The organism is Sporosarcina sp. A2, from assembly GCF_050858885.1.
Lineage (GTDB): Bacteria > Bacillota > Bacilli > Bacillales_A > Planococcaceae > Sporosarcina.
The window spans coordinates 1936026-1954736 of record NZ_CP193898.1 but is presented as its reverse complement, the minus strand read 5'-3'; the positions used below and the strand labels follow the sequence as shown (position 1 = coordinate 1954736).

Here is an 18711-nt window from a genome sequence, read left to right as displayed (position 1 = left end):
AACTAGAGCTACTGATCCTAGCAAGGCTATTCGATTGTTTTTAACGCAGCAACTGATCAATTGAGTGGAATTGCGGTTTCCTTTTGTCGTATGTTGCAACAAATCTGAAACCCATATCTGACGCGAGTTTCAGGCTTTCACGTATATCAAAACCGACATCAGTCGGTCGGTGTGCATCTGAACCAATTGTTAGGATTTCTCCTCCGCATGCTTTATACAACTCTAAAATATCTGTACTAGGCATCGCTGTAGGTAAACCGTATCGGACACCGGATGTATTAATTTCGATTCCTTTCCCGCGTGGAATGATCTCTGAAAAAATTTCCTTAAGGCAGTCATGAGAATTACTTGAAGGTACTTCTTTAGAATACCGTTTAATGAGATCTACGTGCCCTAATACACTGAACGCATCGAACTTGCGCACACAACGTAGCAACTCCTGATAATAAGCATCTACAGCTTCGTCGATTGTTCGATCTTCAAAGATAGCACCGAAGTGGAGATCTCTTTTTTCTACAGTATGCATAGAACAAATGATGAAATCGAACGCTTCTTCTTGTATTAACGTCGTGCAGGTACTCAGTACTTGTGGTTGAATGCCAACTTCCACTCCGCGCTTCACTCGAATTTCACTTCCATAACGATCATTCAATCCCTCAATTGTATTTCTGTAAGCGTGTTGGTCGAATTCAAAAATGAAGTTTTTATCTGGATACTCATAATCGATATGATCTGTAATACAAATTTCAGTAAGCCCAGTTTGAATCGCAGCGCGAACCATTTCTTCGGGTGCAGCTTCGCAGTCTGCAGAATAGGCTGTATGCATATGATAGTCGAACAAATCTATTCATCTCCTTATTGGTTGACATTTCTTAATTATCTATTTATAGTACTAGATAACTTCATCATAGTAAAGCGATAAAGCGGAAGAGGTGCTTGTTTGATCAATCTATTTCTATCAGCAAAACAAGATCAGGAAATACGAGACGTCTTTAATAGATGTTATTCCACTAAAGGGTATCAGGAAGTTAACTTACCTACATTAGAGTCCTATGAAACGTATACGTCTTTACAATCAGAACGGGACCGGAAAAACTTAGTGAAACTCATCGACTCTTCTGGGGACATTCTTGTATTACGGCCTGATGTCACAATTCCCCTGATGCGGGAACTATCAAAAACATACGAGAAGCTAGATGAAGAAATACGGTGCTTTTATGTACAGTCCGTCTACAGGAAAACATCCGACTATGTAATGCCGACAGAACGGAGACAAGCCGGCATCGAATTGTTCGGTACAGAATCGGTAGAGCATGATGCAGAAGTCATTGGTCTTGCGTGTCTAGCCCTCACTGAATTAGGAGTCACTGAATTTAAAGTTGAACTGGGTCACGCAGGAATCCTTCAGGAAATGAATCAAATTCTAAAGTTAACTGTAATAGAACAACTGCAAGTGAGAGCTCTTATTCAAATGAAGAACTTTAGTGAGTTTGAACAGTTCTTACTTGAAAAAGGAGTACGGGAAGATCTGAAAGATAAACTACGTCAAATTGTTTTCTCCTATGGGGGGTGTGAATCTGTATTGAAACGAGTTCAAGACAATCCGTTGAATGAACGCATTACAGCGATTCTCCAGCATATACAAGCTGTCTATGAACGAGTGGTCGCATTCGGGTATGGAGAGCAAGTCACAGTAGACCTAGGAATGGTCAATGACATGGATTACTATTCTGGCATCCAGTTTCAAGGATTCAGTACAGCGATTGGCAAGCCGTTACTAATGGGAGGACGCTACGATGATGTTAGTAAAAACTTCGGTGTGCATCTCCCAGCAGTTGGGTTTGCATGTGACGTTGAAGCGATTTTTACAACGAAAAATTCAAAGCCGAGTTGAAGGAAGGGAATGACAGACAATGGAGCCCATAAAAATCGCAGTTGCAAAAGGAAGGATTGCCGAAAAAGCGAGAGATCTATTATCCCAAGGCGGCATTGCATTTCCTGATACGCTTTTTGATGAACGGAAATTGATGATTAGTAGCATGGATAATTCGTACCAACTGTTATTTGTCAAAGCCGCAGACGTTCCTACATATGTAGAAAAAGGAGCAGCGGATATCGGAATCGTTGGAAAAGATACGATTATGGAAAACGGAAAAGATGTCTATGAGCTGCAAGACTTAGAGTTTGGGAGTTGTCAGCTTGTCGTTGCTGGTTTTCCTGAAAGCTTTCCAGTGGACACAAAATCACTGAGTGTCGCTACAAAATATCCTGCTATTGCAAAAGCCTATTTCGAAAAGTTAGGCATTCGGACAGATATTAGTCGATTAAATGGATCGATTGAACTTGCTCCGATAGTAGGATTGTCTGATGTTATTGTCGATATTGTTGAAACTGGTTCGACACTTCGGGATAACGGATTAGTGATCTTACGAGAAATCGCAAAAGTGAGTACTCGAGTTATTGTTAATAAAGCTAGTTATGCAACGAGAACGGAAGTGGTTCAAAGTTGTATCGACCTGTTGAAAAAAGGAGTGGAGGAACGCCGTGCAAATTATTACAAATCGTAAAGAAATTGAGAAAAGACTTGCGCGGCAATCTACCGTCTCATCCGTTGAGCCAGCTGTCAAAACGATTATTGATCGGGTGCAACAGTTCAAAGATGCAGAACTTTTAGCGCTCACTGAACAATTCGATGGCGTGAAGCTGACAGAACTCCGCGTTGCTAAACAAGAGATTAACGATGCGTACGAAAAGATTCCGTCTTCGTTGCTACGAGCACTTAAGGAAGCGAAAGAACGAATACACCGATTCCATCAATACCAAAAAGAAGAGAGTTGGCAAATCGAGCCTGAACCGGGTGTTCTGCTTGGCCAACACGTACGCCCGCTCGCATCCGCTGGGATTTACATTCCGGGTGGAAAGGCTTCGTATCCATCGACTGTGTTAATGAATGCAATTCCAGCAAAGATTGCAGGTGTGAAGCGGCTTGTCTTGACGACTCCTCCTGAAAAGAACGGTTCCATACATGCAGCGGTTCTTGTCGCAGCGGATTTATGTGGGGTCGATGAAATCTACAAAGTAGGAGGGGCACAAGCGATTGCTGCGCTTGCGTACGGGACGGAATCTATCCAACCTGTCTACAAAATTACGGGTCCAGGGAATGCCTATGTTGCATGTGCAAAGAAACTCGTATTCGGGAAAGTCTCTATCGATATGATTGCTGGACCTAGTGAGGTTTGTATTTGGGCGGATGCTCAAACGAATCTAGCTTATGCAGCGGCTGATTTACTCGCTCAGGCAGAGCATGACGAAGATGCTTCTGCTTGCTGCATTGCACCATCTCTCCAATATGCACAAGCGTTGTCAGAGGAAGTATGGAGACAACTTGAGCAATTAGACCGCAGAGATATCGCTCAGAAGTCGATTGAAGAAAATGGATGGATTGCTGTAGTGGAATCTGATGAAGAAGCGGTAGCGCTTATCAATGAACTGGCTCCGGAGCACTTAGAAATTATGACTGAAGATCCCGAACGAATGCTGGAAGACATTCATAACGCTGGTGCAATATTCCTCGGTCCCTACTCACCCGAAGCCCTCGGAGATTACATGGCGGGTCCGAACCATACATTACCGACGAGCGGTACAGCCAAGTTTTCATCGCCACTCGGTGTTTATGATTTCATAAAGAAAACAAGTGTTATCCGCTATAACGAAAGTGCGTTAAAGAGCGTAGCCGATTCGATTATTGAACTTGCACAAACAGAGCAATTGACGGGACACGCTCAGGCAATACGAGTTAGAAAATAGGAGGTATATCGATTGAGGACTTCGACAATTGAACGTAAGACGGCCGAAACGGAAATCGCGCTGACGTTAAATCTAGATGGCGTAGGAACAAGCACAATCCAATCCGGTGTAGGGTTTCTCGACCATATGCTCGTATTGACGACGATGCATGGAGGACTCGATTTAGAGGTGGCGTGTAATGGGGATCTTGAAACAGACCAACATCACAGTGTAGAAGACATCGGTATTGCACTAGGTACTGCGTTCAAGGAAGCTTTAGGCACAAAAGAAAGCATTGAACGGTATGCATCTGTCACAGTTCCAATGGATGAAGCCTTGGCAACTGTATCAATGGATATAAGCGGGAGGTCGTTTCTTGTGTACAACGTCGCAGGGTTAAAAGAAAAGATCGGTGCATTCGATACGGAGCTCGTTGAAGAGTTCTTTCTAGCCTTTACCCGACATGCGGGTGTAACGCTACATATAAATTTACAGTATGGGAAAAATAGTCACCATATGGTGGAATCAATCTATAAAGCGTTTGGACGCGCTATTCGAATTGCAGTTACTAAAAATGATCGACAAGGAATACCATCGACAAAAGGGATTCTATAGAAGATGAAGGAGGAGGGATAGAATGATTTTGTTTCCAGCAATCGATATTCAAAACGGGAAATGTGTCCGTTTAGTACAGGGGGATTTCAATCAGGAAACCATCTATCATGATTCACCGCTTGAAGTCGGCAAGCGCTGGAAAGCACAAGGTGCAGATTGGCTACACGTAGTCGATCTGGATGGTGCAAAAACTGGTAGCTCCAGCAATCAGGAAGCGATCATCGAGTTAGCTTCAGCGCTACAACTACCGATTCAAGTAGGTGGCGGAATCCGCTCCATAGAAACGATTGAAACGTATTTAACGTGTGGTATTGAACGGATCATTCTTGGTACTGCTGCCATCAATGATCCAGATTTACTTCAACAAGCGCTTTCCACATACGGTGATAGAATTGCCGTATCCGTAGATGCTAAAAACGGGAAACCAACTATAGCTGGATGGACAGAAGATTCTTTAACCGATGTCTCTTCACTCGTAAAGAAACTCGTATCAGCAGGTGTTCAAACAATCATCTATACAGATATCGCAAAAGACGGGATGCTCGCAGGTCCGAACTTTGAAGAACTTCAAACGGTACAGAGCGAAACCGGTATAAATATTATCGCTTCAGGGGGAGTAACATCTGTTGATGATGTGCAGAAACTTCAAAAACAGGCCTATTATGGAGCGATAGTCGGTAAAGCAATCTATGAAAATGAAACAAAATTCGAGGAAATGATGGAGGGACTAAAATGGCAAACCGAAAAATTATAGCGTGTCTGGATATTGATAATCGTCGTGTGGTAAAAGGCAAGAAGTTTCAAGATGTAAAAGAACTCGCGGATCCGATGGAGCTTGCGAAGAAATATGAATCCGAAGGTGCGGATGAATTAGTATTTTACGATATCTCTGCGTCTGTACAACAGCGCGGCATGTTTCTAGATTTAATTCGCCAGATTGGAGAAAGCGTTGAAATCCCTTTCATCGTAGGTGGAGGAATACAAACGTTATCTGATGTCCAACTTGCTATCGAAGCAGGTGCTGATAAAGTATCGATCAATAGTGGGGCATTAAAAAATTCCGATTTACTGCGTGAAGCCTCGGAACGATATGGCTCTAGTAGGATCATGTTGTCCATGGATGTCAGTCAGTCTGAATCTAGGCAGTGGACAGTGTTTGCAAAAGCAGGTATGGAAGATACAGGTCTGGATGCGCTGGAATGGGCAAAAAAGGGTGAGCAACTTGGTGCAGGCGAAATCGTTTTGAATTGTATCGACGAAGATGGGATGAGGAATGGATACAATCTTGAGCTTACTAAATTAGTAGCAGATGCTGTCACAATTCCAGTTGTTGCAAGTGGAGGTGCAGGAAGTGCTGCGGATATAACAGAGGTGTTTGAAAAAACAAATGCACAATCTGCACTCGTTGCATCCGTCTTACACTTTGGGATCGTCTCGTTATTGGATTTACGACAAGCAGCAAGGGGTGCGCTGAATGAAAAGTGATGACGTTCGATTTAACAGCGATGGATTAGTGCCTACGATTATCCAAGATGCGAAAACCGGTGACGTTTTAATGCTTGCTTACATGAACACGGAATCTCTTCAAAAAACGGTGGAAACAGGGGAAACGTGGTTTTACAGCCGCTCCCGTAACGAACTATGGAACAAAGGAGCAACGTCAGGAAACAAACAGCTCGTTAAGCAGTTAGATGTCGATTGCGATCGAGACACACTGCTTATCCAGGTTGAGCCCGCAGGACCTTCTTGTCATTTAGGAACGGAAACTTGTTTCGCTCGGACAGATTTGAGTGATATCAGAAACGAACGGACCATCATCCAACAAGTTGCTGAGCAGATCCAACAACGAAAACAGAATCCTAAAGAAGGGTCCTATACAACCTATCTTTTCCGCGAAGGAATCGATAAAATTCTGAAAAAAGTCGGTGAAGAAACGACAGAAGTGGTTATTGGAGCAAAGAATAACGATCTTGAAGAAATAGCGAATGAGCTAGCGGACCTCACGTATCACGTTCTTGTACTAATGGAAGAACTCGGTCTATCCATTGATGATGTAAAAGCTGTGCTGAAGTCACGAAGTCTAGTTAGGAGTGAGGGTAGTGAATGAGTTATGGAGTGAAATGGCCAATCGGACAGAGCCCTACCAACCCGGTGAGCAAGCGACTGGCTTGGATTGCATAAAATTGAACACGAATGAAAATCCTTATCCTCCTAGTCCTCGTGTATTTGAAGCATTGCAACAAGCGCTATCATCAGATTTGCGTAAATATCCAGAAGCGGACCCTCAAGAACTTAGACAAACGCTTGCGGATTTTCATGAAGTCACAGCAGAGCAGATTTTTATTGGAAATGGTTCGGATGAAGTCTTGGCTTTTGCGTTCATGGCTTTCTTTTCAACTAGCAAGCCGATTCTGTTCCCGAAAATCACATATTCGTTTTATCCGACGTATGCTGCACTCTTTAATATTCCTTATACATGTGTTCCACTGTGTAAAAACTTTACATTGGACGTAGAAGCATTATCTAAATCGGAGGGGGGAGTCATCTTTCCGAATCCAAACGCACCGACGGGGATTGTATCACCACTTCAATCGGTTGAACGAATCGTAAAAGAAAACCAAGGTCGTGTCGTCATTATAGATGAAGCATATATCGATTTTGGAGGACAATCGGCAATTTCCTTACTATCGAGTTTTGAAAATGTGCTGATTACACGGACAATGTCTAAATCGCGCTCGTTAGCTGGACTCCGTATCGGCTATGCAATCGGATCGGTATCTATGATTGATGCGTTGAATCGCATTAAGAACTCATTCAATTCTTATACGATTGATCAGTTAGCGTTAACCGCTGGAATCGCTTCTGTAAAGGATGAAGAGTATTTCAAAGACACTGTCCAAGCAATCATCAGAACCCGAGAACAGTCTAAAAAAGTGTTCAAATCTATTGGATTCACTGTCTTGCCCTCTGCTGCGAACTTCTTATTCGTTCATCACCCCGAAATCCCAGCTAGACAATTGCATAAAATCTTAAGGAATAAACAGATTCTAGTGCGACATTTCCAGAAGCCGGAGACTGAAGAATGGCTCCGCGTGACGATTGGGACCGATAAAGAGATGGAACTGTTCTTTCAGCAATTATTTGTTGCGGTCGATGCATGGACTAACAAGAGTACGGCATACTGACAACTTAATTTAGTTCTCTCCATCACGTTTTCTTTGGTATAGTGGAATCATATAGAGAATGGGGGAATAATGATGACAGAACAATTACCGAATTGTCCTCAATGTGGATCAACGTATACGTATGAAGACGGGTTACAGCTAGTATGTCCAGAGTGCGCTTATGAGTGGACAGCAGGTGAGGAAGTCACTAAAACCGAAGAGTTGGAAGTTAAAGATGCAAATGGCAATCTTCTTCAAGATGGAGATACCATTACGGTCATTAAAGACTTGAAAGTGAAAGGCAGTTCTTCTGTCCTTAAAATCGGGACAAAAGTTAAAGGCATTCGCCTAGTAGAAGGCGATCATAACATTGATTGTAAAATTACAGGATTCGGTGCTATGAAATTGAAATCCGAATTCGTTAAGAAGGGTTAATCGATGATGAATTTATTTAACTCTAAAACAGTAGATATCATTTTTGCTATACTTCTTGGATATTTTGCATGGAACCGATATGCAGAAGGGCATACGGGCGTTGCTATTCTATTGGTTGTTGTAGCCATGCTTAATCTTGTAGCTTTTGTCACGAAGCTGAATATCGAGAAAAAAGTAAAAAAAAATAAATGAAAAACGCCCACTCTATCTTAGAGTGGGCGTTTTTTAAATGCACTCCTGTTGTTTCTACTCGAAATATCCTGTACAATGGACGGATGAAATGTATTATCTGAAATGAGGATGTCTAATGAAAAAATCAATATATGGTCTAACATTTGAACAACTATCGGCTTGGCTCATAGAAAATGGACAAAAGAAATTCCGTGCTGCTCAAATATGGGATTGGTTGTATAAAAAGCGGGTAACACAGTTTTCTGAGATGAAAAACATCAACAGCGACTGCGTTAACTTACTTGAAGAGCAGTTTGTTATTCAATCTTTAGAGCAAGAAGTGAAACAAGAGTCTGAAGACGGTACAATTAAATTCCTTTTCAAAATGCAAGACGGGAACTTGATTGAAACGGTATTAATGAAATTTCCGTACGGTCATTCTGTTTGCGTAACTACTCAAGTCGGTTGTAATATCGGATGTAGTTTCTGTGCAAGTGGACTATTGAAGAAAAACCGAGATTTGAACGCTGGGGAAATCGTCGAGCAAATCATGAACGTCCAACATCACTTGGATATGAAGGGCAACGAAGAACGTGTAAGCCATATCGTTGTAATGGGAATCGGAGAGCCGTTCGATAACTATGATAACTTGATGGACTTCTTGCGTGTCGTCAATGATCAAAAAGGATTAATGATCGGTGCACGCCACATTACAGTTTCAACTAGTGGGTTAACACCAAAAATACGTGACTTCGCAGATGAAAATATCCAAATCAATTTGGCGGTTTCGTTGCATGCACCGAATAACGAGTTGCGTACACGTATTATGAAAATCAACCGAGCCTATCCAATTGAAAAATTGATGGATGCGATTGACTATTACTTAGAAACAACAAATCGTCGGATCACATTCGAGTACATTCTGTTGAATGATGTGAATGATCACGTGGCTGAAGCAGAGCAACTTGCTAAATTACTCTACAACAAACGCCACTTGGCTTATGTTAACTTAATTCCTTATAATCCGGTCGATGAACATGACCAGTACACGAGAAGTGAGACTGCGAATATTAAGAAGTTCTATGAGACACTTAAGAAAAAGGGCATTAATTGTGGAGTACGCATGGAGCAAGGTACTGATATCGATGCGGCTTGCGGACAGTTACGTAGTAAGCAAATCAAAAAAGAAAAAGCGGTATAAGTTTATTAATAATTGAAAAGCAGAACGAGGAAGAATATTCTTCCTCGTTCTGCTTTTTGTTTCGATTATTTATTTTTCCGTAAAAGGATGACGATGAATTGGACAATTAAGCCTACTCCTAAACTAAAGGAGGAGAAGATGTAAATTGAAAGTACTGCGATGGATTGGCCAAGTTCTCCATCTATCGTGAGAATACTCCTGAAAAACTCTTCGAAACTAATGACCATGCCGACCATGAAGAACCAAAATGCGATGCGTAGCTTGTAGAATAACAACAATAATGCAATTAAGCCAACGGTCAATCCAAATACCGAAAAGGCTAAATAATTTTTCCATCCTAATTCAACTCCACCTATCGTCCGCACACCAACGATAAACAGTACGAGTGTAGTCAGTCCTGTAAACAATCCAATTTTCCCTAAGTGACGTTCCAAAGACAGCACCTGCTTTCCATCCACCATCATACCGAAAAAACGATTTCTCTGCACAACAAAAAAGCACAACCTCGTGAACGAGGTTGTGCTGACTACTAGCTAATTATTATTTGTTAGCGATAACTACAAGCTTGCCTTTGTCAAGTTCGCTCTCTGCAGCTGCTGCGTCTTCTTCAGAAAGACCGGCACCGTGCATTTTGCTGCGAAGTTCATCTCCACGAGAGCTGAACATGTTTTTCATTGAATCGAGGAAGCCTTGTTCTTTCATACCAGCTTTTTCTGTATCCAATGCATCTGTAATATGGTCTCCGCGTTTCTTGTCATGTGCGAAAACATAAATTTCGTCATGAGTATAACCTTTTGCTTCGAGCTCATCTACTTTTGCCTTTGCTTGTACCGCGTTTTCTACATAAAATTTTTCTACCATTGTGAATCCCTCCAATTAGTAATTGCTATTACATATTAATAATTGTTTCTTTATCGCTCTAATGTTTGTATACCATCATTCCAACTAAGTTAAACAATCAATTGAAAATCCGCATTGAAACAACTATTAAACACTAAAGAGGAGGGAGAGTATTAAAGATATAAATCGCCACGTAGACGACGGAATGACTTCAAGAAAAAGGTCGGGTCTACATTTACATGGAACGAGCGAACGCCTTGGTTCGTATGAAGATAGAATAAGCATGTTCCATCTGAAAAAGGCCTATAAGAACAGTCGTGGACAGCACTAATTGGAAATGAACTTTGCTTGGAAACAATTTTATTCTCGTGCAACGCAAGTGTGCAGTTTGCCGTCGTCACCGTCTGTTCAATCCAGCCGACAGATTTATGGGACATTGTATAGGACAAGGTAGCAATTGCTTCTGAGTCCAAAAAAACCCTCCTAAATTGTTAGTTGGTATAGTCTTTCACCGTTTCAAGTAAATCATGTACATAATCTTCATCCACGTAATTAAATTCACTCACAAGCTTACCATTTTTAGCCACTAGGTAAAAGTTTGTTCCATGTATAACTTGGTCGGAAGTCTTTGGCTTTTGTATGATTGACTGGAAATTCTCACGGGCAAACTCTGTGATTTCCTGAGCAGAATAACCGGATAAGAAGTGCCAATTGGTTTGGTCATCTGTGTACTGAGTCGCATACGTTTTTAGTATTTCAGGCGTATCTACATCTGGATCTGCTGTAAACGATACAAATTCCACATCCAACTTGTTTTTCTTGAACTCTTCTTGCAAAGACGCCATTTCTGAAGTCATGGGTGGACAAACTGTTTCACAATTCGTAAATATAAAATCCGCAATCCACACGGTATCCTCCAATTGCTTGTAACCGAACGGTTCACCTTGCTGATCCTTGAAGGTGAAGGTGGAAATGTCGCGACCAGGTGGCGGACTGGATGAACAGGAGGAGAGTAGGACAAGCAAGAGAATCATTATAGAAACGAATGGAATACCTTTCATGTTGTCTCCTCCTCATCAGTGAACAAAGGTAAATCAATGGTGACAATGGTACCTGTTGTAGGGTTGCTATCCATCGCAAATGTACCGTGATGCAACCGAACGATTTCTTTTACAATTGAGAGACCAAGGCCTGTACCACCTGTCGTCCTCGTCCGTGCTTTGTCAGTTCGGAAGAATCGTTCTCCCATACGGCTTAAATCCTCTTCGGAAATCGTGAGTCCGTCGTTTTGCACTACATAACGAACTACTCTTGTTTTCACATGCAAACGAATTTGGATGGTTCCGCCTTCAGATACATACTTCACTGCATTGTCAATTGTATTATAAAAAACTTGTTGGATACGATCAGGGTCCCCAAGGATAATTAAATCCTCTTCCAGCTCAAGTTTTAACTGGATTGAACGGGATGAAAAGCGAATCCGGAATAAGTCGATGGTATCAACAAGTAATTGAGCAACAACGATCGGCTGTTCATCGACAGTGAATAATCCTTCTTGCAGATGGTTCAAGTCGGTTAAGTCATTAATCAATTTACTCAATCTCGCCGTTTCTTTCTCAATCGTATTTAGATAGTTTTTGGCTTCTGGATTTGGACTCGTGGAGTCGGTGTTTTGTTGCAACGCATGGGTATACCCACTGATATAGGTGAGTGGGGTTCGCATTTCATGGGCTAAATTACTTGTGAATTCACGTTTTCGCTCTTCTTGAGCCTCGAGGGACGAACTCATTGTATTGAAGGCTCGTGCTAACTGTCCGATTTCGTCTGAGCGATTGGTGTCTACGCGACCTGAATAGTCTCCGTGAGAAATGTTTGATGCCAGTCCTTCTAACTTTCTGAGAGGGCTGAAGAGTGACCTCCAGACCTGATTAATGAGCAAGAAAAGAATTACAAAGAATCCTGACCCTGCAGCGATAAGTAAAGGAATACTTTCTTTAAACACATCTTGGATAGCAGCAAGAGGTACATAAATGTAAATGAACCCGATTAAAGAGTCTTTACCACGAATTGGAAAAATCGCGCCAAGAATTTCTCGATTCAACTCTTCCACGTAACCTTTTTTTAATACATATGAACCTTTTTCTAGCGTTTTACGGTCCGTACTATCGACTAACTTTTCATAGTTCACTTGATAAGGGAAGTATGAAGATAAGTCATCGAGTCGATCCACAACAATAATTTCGTATTCAGAAACAACGTTGTACCATTGAATCTTTTCTATAATATCATCACTTAGTTCTCCGAAATGATAGTGGGCAGCTGTGCGCTTTCCTTGATAGACAATAGATTCTTCAATACTCTCCAAATACAATTTCGAATAAAGAAAATGAATGAAAAAAAATGAAAATAGTATGGTGAACGCAAGGCTCAAGAAAAACAGCGATAGGATTTTTTTACTTAATGTCAGTTTCAATCATTCACACCTCGAATTTATAGCCAATACCCCAAACAGTTTCAATTTTTTGTCCCTCATCACCAAGCTTTAAACGAAGTGTTTTAATATGTGTGTCAACCGTTCGAACACTGCTCTCATGATCGTCTCCCCAAACAATTTGTAAAAGCTCATCTCGTGAATAGACTCGTCCTGAATGTTTAGCAAGAACATATAATATTCCAAACTCTTTTAAGGTTAGCGACAATGCTTTGCCATTGACCGTTGCACGATGTGCGTCTTTATCGATTTCAAGCGCACCAAATGTCAGTGCACTGTGCATATCTTTACGTTGATAGGATCTACGCAGGACGGAAGCGACCCTCGCAAGGAGTTCACCTGGTAAAAACGGCTTCACAATATAGTCATCGCCATGCTTAAGTCCTTTGATTTTATCCAATTCGTCGCCTTTTGCAGACAAGAAGATAATCGGTAAGTCGATTGTGCGCTTCACTTCTTGTGCAAATAGGAAACCGTCCATATAAGGCATCATGACATCTGCTAAGCAAAGATCTACTCGTACGTCATGGAGTAATGACAGTGCGTGTACACCATCTGTTGCTTCCACAACACGATAACCATCTTTTTCTAGAAAAGTCCGGATCATCTTTCTCATTTCTTCCTCATCATCGATTACCATTATTGTGTAGGGAATCATTTAGCTTCCTCATTTCATAAGTCGATTATCTATCCAGTTTCTCAAAAAGCAGTGAACATTCCATGAAGTGTTCAGACTTCATAGTTCCTTCGAATTTACCTAGTACAATAGGTCTCATACCGTAATCATACTTGAAACAAACGAAATCGTTAAGTAAAAAGGAGTGGACTACATTGAAGAAAAGACAGTTAGTGGTAAGTACAGCACTCATCGCATTATTAGCTACTGGTTGTGGACAGAATGATGAAGCAAATAAGAATGCATCTACTGAGGACGAAATGGTAGTACCAATTGCAGTAGAGGTGACTGTTCCTGAAACGGGAGAGGCAGGCGAATTGGTACACTTAGCTGCAGCTGTTACGCAAGGTGATGAGAAAGTTACGGATGCCAATGATGTTGAATATGAAATATGGCAAGAAGGCAAGAAAGAAGAGAGTTGGATGGTCAAGTCCAATCAGAAGACGGATGGTTTGTATGAAGCAGATGCAACATTCGAAAACGACGGTGTATACCACGTACAAGTACACGTTACAGCGCGAGATATGCACACAATGCCGATGAAGCAAATTACAATCGGAAAAGGAGAGACCCAAACAGCTGTGAGCGAGGAAAGTACAGAAGCTCATGAGCATCACGGTCATCACGGTCAAACAGTAGGGTTCTCGATGCACTTCATGGAACCTGAAAACATCAAGATGAATGAACCTGCTATGATGATGGTGCACTTACAGCAAGATGAGAAAGCCCTTGAACAAGCACGTGTCCGCCTTGAAGTAGTTATCAATGACCAAGCGGATAAAGCGCAATGGGTGACGCTTACAGAAGACAAAGCGGGCGAATATATGGGGGAAGTACCGTTCGATGAGAGTGGCACTGCAAGTGTTACCGTTCATGTCGAAAATGATACAGGCTTGCACGAACACGAGACGCATACACTAACGATTTCAGAATAAGAGGGTGTATCCATCGAAATTTCATCATAATACGTATATAATGAAAGTACTTGATGAAATGGGGGAGTTAGAATGGATTATCCAGAAAAAACATGCTCAGTTGAGCGACTAGTTACAGTACCAGAAGATGTAGAAAAAGTGTTAGAAGGCAAAAAAACAGCGACTCGCAGAAATGGCGTCTATGCCTACCCTGGCGAAGTCATGGAATTACAAGGTCAACAATTTAAAGTAGAATCTTTGTACCAACAAACTTTAGGTGAAGTGACTGAAGACCATGCCAAGCAAGAAGGATTTGAAAACTTGGATGCATATAAGCAATCCATTCTCGATATGCACGCAGGTATGAAATGGGTTCCAACAATGAAAGTATGGGTGCATGAGTTTACTCCCGTAAAGAATTGATGGCTGTACTATGCAATGGTTCTATACAGGTATCGTATTCCTTCATGTGCTGTCAGCAGTTGGTTCAGTAGGTCCGCTATTTCTGTTATTTCCTATTATTTCACGTATACAAAAAGGTTCTTCAGTGGAACAAACGACGTTGTTGTCTCTATTCAAATGGACTACACGTTTTGTGATGCATGCGGGACACGTTCTAGTGGTTTCTGGTGTGATTCTGATTTTGATAGGACCATGGCCTTGGTATACTTCTTGGGTCATCGTGACACTAGGGTTGATGATGTTATCGATCGTCTTCTTAGCAAGTGGGTTTTCAACCGTACTTAATCGTTTTCCGAAGGAACCGGAGAATCGGGACATTCTATTAAAAAAGTTGAAAAACACGTCATGGCGCTACATAGGACTACTTGTTATTATGCTCTATCTGATGGTTGTGAAACCTTCATTTTGGTGAAAAGAAAACCATATAAAAAGCAGAGACTCAAAAACGAGTCTCTGCTTTTTTATATTTAATGTAACAACTTATTTACTTGTTTGTACTTCAGCTTCTGCATTGATTTCTTCTGTGAGTTGAACAAGCTGGTCGATAAGATCCCCGATATATGCAATTGTATTACGCAACGGTTCGTCCGTTGTAATATCAACGCCAGCCATTTTAGAGAGTTCTGCAGGTGTTTTCGTACCGCCTGCTTGCAAGACTTTAATCCAATCGTCGACTGCAGGTTGCCCTTCGTTCAACACGCGCTTAGCAACTTCCGTCGAGATCGTAAGTCCAGCACTATAAGTGTACGGGTATAGACCCATATAGTAATGAGGTTGACGCATCCAAGTAAGTTCAGCACCTTCATTGATTTCTACGGACTCTCCCCAGAACTCTTCAAGTACACCGCGTTTCAGTTCATTTAAAACGGATGCGTTGACACTGCCGCCAGCATCGATTTTCTCATAAACTTTTCGTTGATACGCTGCTTCTAACAGATGAGTTACAAAGTTATGGTAATACGTCCGTGAAATAATGGAAGAAATGACCCAACGCTTGAACTTTAAGTCCTCAGAGTTAGAAAGCAAATGATTGGCAACGAGCATTTCATTCATAGTAGATGGAGCTTCGACGAAATACGTCGATGGACGGGAATTGAATGCATTTTGATGTTTGTGTGCGTTATAGAAGTGCCCCGCATGTCCAAGTTCATGAGCAAGGACAAAAACGTCTTCCATGCTACCTGTCCAAGAAATTAAGATATACGGGTGTGTTCCATAAGGACTTGAGCAAAAAGCTCCGGTCGATTTACCTTTGTTTTGTGCAAAATCCGTCCAGCGCTCATCATATGAACGTTTCACCATATCCAAATAATCAGGTCCCATAATAGATAAGGCATCGTTAATATATTTCTTGGATTCTTCAACAGTGATTTTTGGTTCATAACTAGCATCTAACGGAATTTTTAAGTCTGCAAACGTCATACGATCGAGTCCATGCACGTCTTGTAGAAGTTTTGCGTATTTTCTCATATGAGGAGCCAGTTCTTTTGTGATCAGGTCAATCTGACGGTGGTACATGGACTGATCGACTTCTTGATCGAATAACAAATAGTCGATTACGCTATCATACCCGCGTAAATCAGCAGTGATTTTTTCTAGCTGTAGATGAGAATCATACGTTTTAGCCGTTGTATGCTGGTAATCGCGAAGCTTTGAAGAAAAGGCTTCGAATGCTGCGCGACGCTTTTTAGTATCGGGTTCAGCCTCCCAGCCTCCTTCAAATGATACATAACTAAGTGGGAAGGCATTTCCGTCAACAATGAAATCAGGGAAATCCATGTCCACCATTTTTGTCGTATTGTACAAACCGTATGGAGCATCGAAAGCTGATGAATACGCAGCTAGCGCTTTTTCGGCTTCGGGATGAAGACGATACTGCTTTTCACGAATCAATTCTTTCAAGTAATGACTATACTCATCGGATTTTTCCATTGCTTCCTGCAATACTACTTCAGGACGTTCCAACAATTCACTCGTTACAAAGGATAGTTGGCTGCCGACTTTGGCGGAAACTGATCCGAAATGGCTATCGAGCATTTGTGCCTCATCGTTTGTTTGGTCCACACTCACTGCGAGACTAGTGTAAGTTCCAAGAGGAATGAGTTGTAGGTAGATTGCTTCGTAGTCTTTAAGAACAGCTACGATATCGTCTGCGGTTTCGATTTTACCTTGAAACTTCTGTTCAAATTCGGATACTTCTGTTTGTAGTGTTTCTAATGCGTTTTGATAGGCTTCTTTTGAAGGGAACAAATCGTCCAAATTCCATGTTTCTTCTTGATCGACTTGTGACCGTTGTGGTAGTTGTTTAACCAATAAACTCTCTCCTTTATTTCGTGATGCGAACTGTTTTCAGTATAAAACAAATAGAGTGAAATGTACAAACATTAGAAGGGGTAAAATGACTTAAGAAGGAGAATAGCTTGTTAGGATAAATTCTATCATCCAATCCGTATCTAACGGTCCATCAAGTAGTTTATATTGTTCACCTGTTTGTGTAACAATTAAATTATCTTCAACCATAATAGTGACTAGATTTTCTTCATTATCCTCAAGGCTTATCGTGAACTGATTGAAATTCAGTTCATCTAGTACTTCTTGTGATTCTTTTTTTTGTAATTCATAACTGCTTAAAAACTCTAAAAGGCTTGCTATTTGGTTCTTGTCAGATGACACCCAGGCAGGTGGGGTCAATCCAGTGGACGAAGGTTTCGTGAAAATTAGTTGCACGACATGCTCTTCGGACACCTGTAGCACTTCAGAGAATTTTTTTGTTGAGTATTCATTCATGGACTGTATCATGGCGAAAGCCCCACCGATGAGTAGCAAAGTTAGTAGAAATCCGCGTATTTTCATAGAAGCGACCTCCTTACTTATTCGTTAGTGTAGTATACGCAAGTTTATGATCAGATGGTATTCTATATCGAGGTTAGTCTATGCAAAGAGTTAAAAAATAAGTCTCAAAAAGTTATGCTATACTGATATGCAAATGGAAAAGGGGGAATAGAAATGAGTCAAAAGATTGAGTATGCAATACAAGATCGATATCCAGAAGATTTTTCTTGGTGTTATGGGTGCGGACGGTTAAACAAGGATGGTCACCAATTTAGAACTGGATGGGATGGCGATCAAACGGCTACATACTATCAACCTGAGTCTGCACATACGGCGATTCCCGGGTTTGTTTACGGGGGAATCATCGCGTCGCTAATCGATTGCCATGGAACAGGTTCTGCATCATTAGCACTTCATCGTAAGAATGGATTTGAGCCTGAAGATACGGAACTCCCACCTCGTTTTGTAACCGCTTCCTTGGCAGTCAAATACGTGAAACCGACTCCTGAACAAAAACAATTGAAGGCGGTTGGAACAATAGAAGAAATACACCCTAAAAAGTTTAAGGTAATCGTAGAAGTATTTGCTGAAGGTGAGCTTTGTGCAACTGGAGAAGTAGTAGCAGTCGTTATGCCAGCCTCATTTGGCGCGAAATAAATGAATCTTTTTTGGATTTCCCCCGTATTATGTAGTAGTTGAAATGAGAGGGTGGAAACCTATGGAAACTAAAGGATTAAAGATTCTTATACATGCAAGTGCATTTTTCGCACCATTCTTGGTACCGGTTGTTATTTTCATCCTGACACTTTTTGTAGAGTTAGATGATCAAATTAAACGGTTATCGATTCAAGCGTTACTCTTCCAGATAACTATGTTAATACTAATCACAATTTCAGTCATATTGTCGTTCATAATAGTTGGCATACCATTCTTACTTGCTTTTATTATAATGACACTCATCATTCCAATTATCGCGATTATTAAAACGATAAATGATGAGTCATACAATTATCCGATAGTAGGAAGATGGTTCTAAGTAAAATATCAGTTGCATTTCTATACTAGAAAAGTTATTATGTATAGAAATGCACACGTAAAAACCTTTCAAGGTGCAGTGGCGCGCC

The 18711-nt window shown here is 41.2% G+C and carries 25 protein-coding genes; 16 read left to right on the top strand and 9 right to left on the bottom strand.

Translation table 11 applies throughout. The annotated features are described in order from the left end of the window. Window positions 1-40 precede the first annotated feature (40 nt). A complete protein-coding gene (locus tag ACRPI0_RS09700; RefSeq protein WP_432352425.1) occupies window positions 41-841 on the bottom strand; it encodes a histidinol-phosphatase HisJ family protein in 801 nt (266 codons plus the stop codon). Between the two features lie 99 nt (window positions 842-940). Here ACRPI0_RS09700 and ACRPI0_RS09695 point away from each other — a divergent pair, with 99 nt between their 5' ends. From ACRPI0_RS09695 to rlmN, 11 genes are all read left to right on the top strand, one after another. After that, window positions 941-1894: an ATP phosphoribosyltransferase regulatory subunit gene (locus tag ACRPI0_RS09695; RefSeq protein ID WP_432352423.1), complete on the top strand. Its 954-nt coding sequence runs from the start codon at window positions 941-943 to the stop codon at window positions 1892-1894. Between the two features lie 19 nt (window positions 1895-1913). Next, window positions 1914-2567 carry an ATP phosphoribosyltransferase gene (gene hisG, locus ACRPI0_RS09690; protein WP_432352421.1) on the top strand — a complete coding sequence of 218 codons (654 nt, stop codon included), beginning with the start codon at window positions 1914-1916 and terminating at the stop codon, window positions 2565-2567. Then, on the top strand, window positions 2545-3807 hold the full coding sequence (gene hisD / locus ACRPI0_RS09685) for a histidinol dehydrogenase (protein ID WP_432352419.1): 1263 nt from the start codon (window positions 2545-2547) through the stop codon (window positions 3805-3807). Before hisG ends, hisD begins: the two co-directional genes overlap by 23 nt. Window positions 3808-3819: 12 nt before the next feature. Continuing rightward, entirely contained in the window at window positions 3820-4401 is a 582-nt protein-coding gene (gene hisB / locus ACRPI0_RS09680) for an imidazoleglycerol-phosphate dehydratase HisB (protein ID WP_432352417.1), read from the top strand. Window positions 4402-4423: 22 nt separating this feature from the next. Then, entirely contained in the window at window positions 4424-5155 is a 732-nt protein-coding gene (gene hisA, locus ACRPI0_RS09675) for a 1-(5-phosphoribosyl)-5-[(5-phosphoribosylamino)methylideneamino]imidazole-4-carboxamide isomerase (protein WP_432352415.1), read from the top strand. After that, window positions 5134-5886, top strand: coding sequence for an imidazole glycerol phosphate synthase subunit HisF (hisF, locus tag ACRPI0_RS09670; RefSeq protein WP_432352413.1), 753 nt, complete (start codon window positions 5134-5136; stop codon window positions 5884-5886). Before hisA ends, hisF begins: the two co-directional genes overlap by 22 nt. Beyond that, a complete protein-coding gene (gene hisIE / locus ACRPI0_RS09665; protein ID WP_432352411.1) occupies window positions 5876-6508 on the top strand; it encodes a bifunctional phosphoribosyl-AMP cyclohydrolase/phosphoribosyl-ATP diphosphatase HisIE in 633 nt (210 codons plus the stop codon). The genes hisF and hisIE overlap by 11 nt, the downstream gene beginning before the upstream one ends. Continuing rightward, window positions 6501-7586: a histidinol-phosphate transaminase gene (gene hisC / locus ACRPI0_RS09660; protein WP_432352409.1), complete on the top strand. Its 1086-nt coding sequence runs from the start codon at window positions 6501-6503 to the stop codon at window positions 7584-7586. Before hisIE ends, hisC begins: the two co-directional genes overlap by 8 nt. A 72-nt stretch (window positions 7587-7658) precedes the next feature. Further along, the gene (locus tag ACRPI0_RS09655) at window positions 7659-8000 is read left to right on the top strand and encodes a zinc ribbon domain-containing protein YjdM (RefSeq protein WP_432355923.1); all 342 of its coding nucleotides are present in this window, start codon (window positions 7659-7661) and stop codon (window positions 7998-8000) included. A gap of 3 nt (window positions 8001-8003) precedes the next feature. Beyond that, window positions 8004-8192 (top strand): hypothetical protein, encoded by a 189-nt coding sequence (locus ACRPI0_RS09650; protein ID WP_432352407.1) that lies wholly within the window; start codon window positions 8004-8006, stop codon window positions 8190-8192. A 115-nt stretch (window positions 8193-8307) separates the two neighbouring features. Then, window positions 8308-9372: a 23S rRNA (adenine(2503)-C(2))-methyltransferase RlmN gene (gene rlmN / locus ACRPI0_RS09645; RefSeq protein ID WP_432352405.1), complete on the top strand. Its 1065-nt coding sequence runs from the start codon at window positions 8308-8310 to the stop codon at window positions 9370-9372. A gap of 65 nt (window positions 9373-9437) precedes the next feature. Here the strand turns inward: rlmN and ACRPI0_RS09640 are convergent, their stop codons facing one another. The 6 genes from ACRPI0_RS09640 to ACRPI0_RS09615 form a co-directional block, all read right to left on the bottom strand. Beyond that, window positions 9438-9806, bottom strand: coding sequence for a hypothetical protein (locus ACRPI0_RS09640; protein WP_432352403.1), 369 nt, complete (start codon window positions 9804-9806; stop codon window positions 9438-9440). Window positions 9807-9912: 106 nt separating this feature from the next. After that, window positions 9913-10233, bottom strand: coding sequence for a general stress protein (locus tag ACRPI0_RS09635; protein ID WP_432352401.1), 321 nt, complete (start codon window positions 10231-10233; stop codon window positions 9913-9915). 152 nt (window positions 10234-10385) lie between these two features. After that, window positions 10386-10685 (bottom strand): hypothetical protein, encoded by a 300-nt coding sequence (locus ACRPI0_RS09630; RefSeq protein WP_432352399.1) that lies wholly within the window; start codon window positions 10683-10685, stop codon window positions 10386-10388. 18 nt (window positions 10686-10703) lie between these two features. Then, window positions 10704-11273 carry an SCO family protein gene (locus ACRPI0_RS09625; protein ID WP_432352397.1) on the bottom strand — a complete coding sequence of 190 codons (570 nt, stop codon included), beginning with the start codon at window positions 11271-11273 and terminating at the stop codon, window positions 10704-10706. After that, window positions 11270-12685, bottom strand: a complete 1416-nt coding sequence (locus ACRPI0_RS09620) for a sensor histidine kinase (RefSeq protein WP_432352395.1) — start codon at window positions 12683-12685, stop codon at window positions 11270-11272. The genes ACRPI0_RS09625 and ACRPI0_RS09620 overlap by 4 nt, the downstream gene beginning before the upstream one ends. A 4-nt stretch (window positions 12686-12689) precedes the next feature. After that, window positions 12690-13361, bottom strand: coding sequence for a response regulator transcription factor (locus tag ACRPI0_RS09615; RefSeq protein ID WP_432352393.1), 672 nt, complete (start codon window positions 13359-13361; stop codon window positions 12690-12692). A 173-nt stretch (window positions 13362-13534) separates the two neighbouring features. On the opposite strand from ACRPI0_RS09615, the gene ACRPI0_RS09610 reads away from it, so the two are divergent. From ACRPI0_RS09610 to ACRPI0_RS09600, 3 genes are all read left to right on the top strand, one after another. Beyond that, window positions 13535-14314 carry a FixH family protein gene (locus ACRPI0_RS09610; RefSeq protein WP_432352392.1) on the top strand — a complete coding sequence of 260 codons (780 nt, stop codon included), beginning with the start codon at window positions 13535-13537 and terminating at the stop codon, window positions 14312-14314. 72 nt (window positions 14315-14386) lie between these two features. Then, window positions 14387-14716 carry an ASCH domain-containing protein gene (locus tag ACRPI0_RS09605; protein ID WP_432352390.1) on the top strand — a complete coding sequence of 110 codons (330 nt, stop codon included), beginning with the start codon at window positions 14387-14389 and terminating at the stop codon, window positions 14714-14716. 10 nt (window positions 14717-14726) lie between these two features. Continuing rightward, window positions 14727-15167 carry a hypothetical protein gene (locus ACRPI0_RS09600; RefSeq protein ID WP_432352388.1) on the top strand — a complete coding sequence of 147 codons (441 nt, stop codon included), beginning with the start codon at window positions 14727-14729 and terminating at the stop codon, window positions 15165-15167. Between the two features lie 68 nt (window positions 15168-15235). Here the strand turns inward: ACRPI0_RS09600 and pepF are convergent, their stop codons facing one another. Together pepF and ACRPI0_RS09590 are read right to left on the bottom strand one after the other, a co-directional pair. After that, window positions 15236-17068: an oligoendopeptidase F gene (gene pepF, locus ACRPI0_RS09595; protein WP_432352386.1), complete on the bottom strand. Its 1833-nt coding sequence runs from the start codon at window positions 17066-17068 to the stop codon at window positions 15236-15238. A gap of 90 nt (window positions 17069-17158) precedes the next feature. Then, window positions 17159-17608, bottom strand: a complete 450-nt coding sequence (locus ACRPI0_RS09590; RefSeq protein WP_432352384.1) for a hypothetical protein — start codon at window positions 17606-17608, stop codon at window positions 17159-17161. A gap of 153 nt (window positions 17609-17761) precedes the next feature. Here ACRPI0_RS09590 and ACRPI0_RS09585 point away from each other — a divergent pair, with 153 nt between their 5' ends. After that, entirely contained in the window at window positions 17762-18244 is a 483-nt protein-coding gene (locus tag ACRPI0_RS09585) for a PaaI family thioesterase (RefSeq protein ID WP_432352382.1), read from the top strand. A gap of 61 nt (window positions 18245-18305) precedes the next feature. Further along, window positions 18306-18623: a DUF4870 domain-containing protein gene (locus tag ACRPI0_RS09580; RefSeq protein ID WP_432352380.1), complete on the top strand. Its 318-nt coding sequence runs from the start codon at window positions 18306-18308 to the stop codon at window positions 18621-18623. Window positions 18624-18711 lie beyond the last annotated feature (88 nt).

Coding starts and splice junctions, on each gene's coding strand:
- ACRPI0_RS09585 (WP_432352382.1), top strand. CDS start 17,762: ATGAGTCAAAAGATTGAGTATGCAATACAAGATCGATATCCAGAAGAT.
- hisA (WP_432352415.1), top strand. CDS start 4,424: ATGATTTTGTTTCCAGCAATCGATATTCAAAACGGGAAATGTGTCCGT.
- hisIE (WP_432352411.1), top strand. CDS start 5,876: ATGAAAAGTGATGACGTTCGATTTAACAGCGATGGATTAGTGCCTACG.
- ACRPI0_RS09580 (WP_432352380.1), top strand. CDS start 18,306: ATGGAAACTAAAGGATTAAAGATTCTTATACATGCAAGTGCATTTTTC.
- hisG (WP_432352421.1), top strand. CDS start 1,914: ATGGAGCCCATAAAAATCGCAGTTGCAAAAGGAAGGATTGCCGAAAAA.
- ACRPI0_RS09655 (WP_432355923.1), top strand. CDS start 7,659: ATGACAGAACAATTACCGAATTGTCCTCAATGTGGATCAACGTATACG.
- ACRPI0_RS09615 (WP_432352393.1), bottom strand. CDS start 13,361: ATGATTCCCTACACAATAATGGTAATCGATGATGAGGAAGAAATGAGA.
- hisF (WP_432352413.1), top strand. CDS start 5,134: ATGGCAAACCGAAAAATTATAGCGTGTCTGGATATTGATAATCGTCGT.
- ACRPI0_RS09600 (WP_432352388.1), top strand. CDS start 14,727: ATGCAATGGTTCTATACAGGTATCGTATTCCTTCATGTGCTGTCAGCA.
- ACRPI0_RS09635 (WP_432352401.1), bottom strand. CDS start 10,233: ATGGTAGAAAAATTTTATGTAGAAAACGCGGTACAAGCAAAGGCAAAA.
- ACRPI0_RS09625 (WP_432352397.1), bottom strand. CDS start 11,273: ATGAAAGGTATTCCATTCGTTTCTATAATGATTCTCTTGCTTGTCCTA.
- ACRPI0_RS09650 (WP_432352407.1), top strand. CDS start 8,004: ATGATGAATTTATTTAACTCTAAAACAGTAGATATCATTTTTGCTATA.
- rlmN (WP_432352405.1), top strand. CDS start 8,308: ATGAAAAAATCAATATATGGTCTAACATTTGAACAACTATCGGCTTGG.
- ACRPI0_RS09605 (WP_432352390.1), top strand. CDS start 14,387: ATGGATTATCCAGAAAAAACATGCTCAGTTGAGCGACTAGTTACAGTA.
- ACRPI0_RS09590 (WP_432352384.1), bottom strand. CDS start 17,608: ATGAAAATACGCGGATTTCTACTAACTTTGCTACTCATCGGTGGGGCT.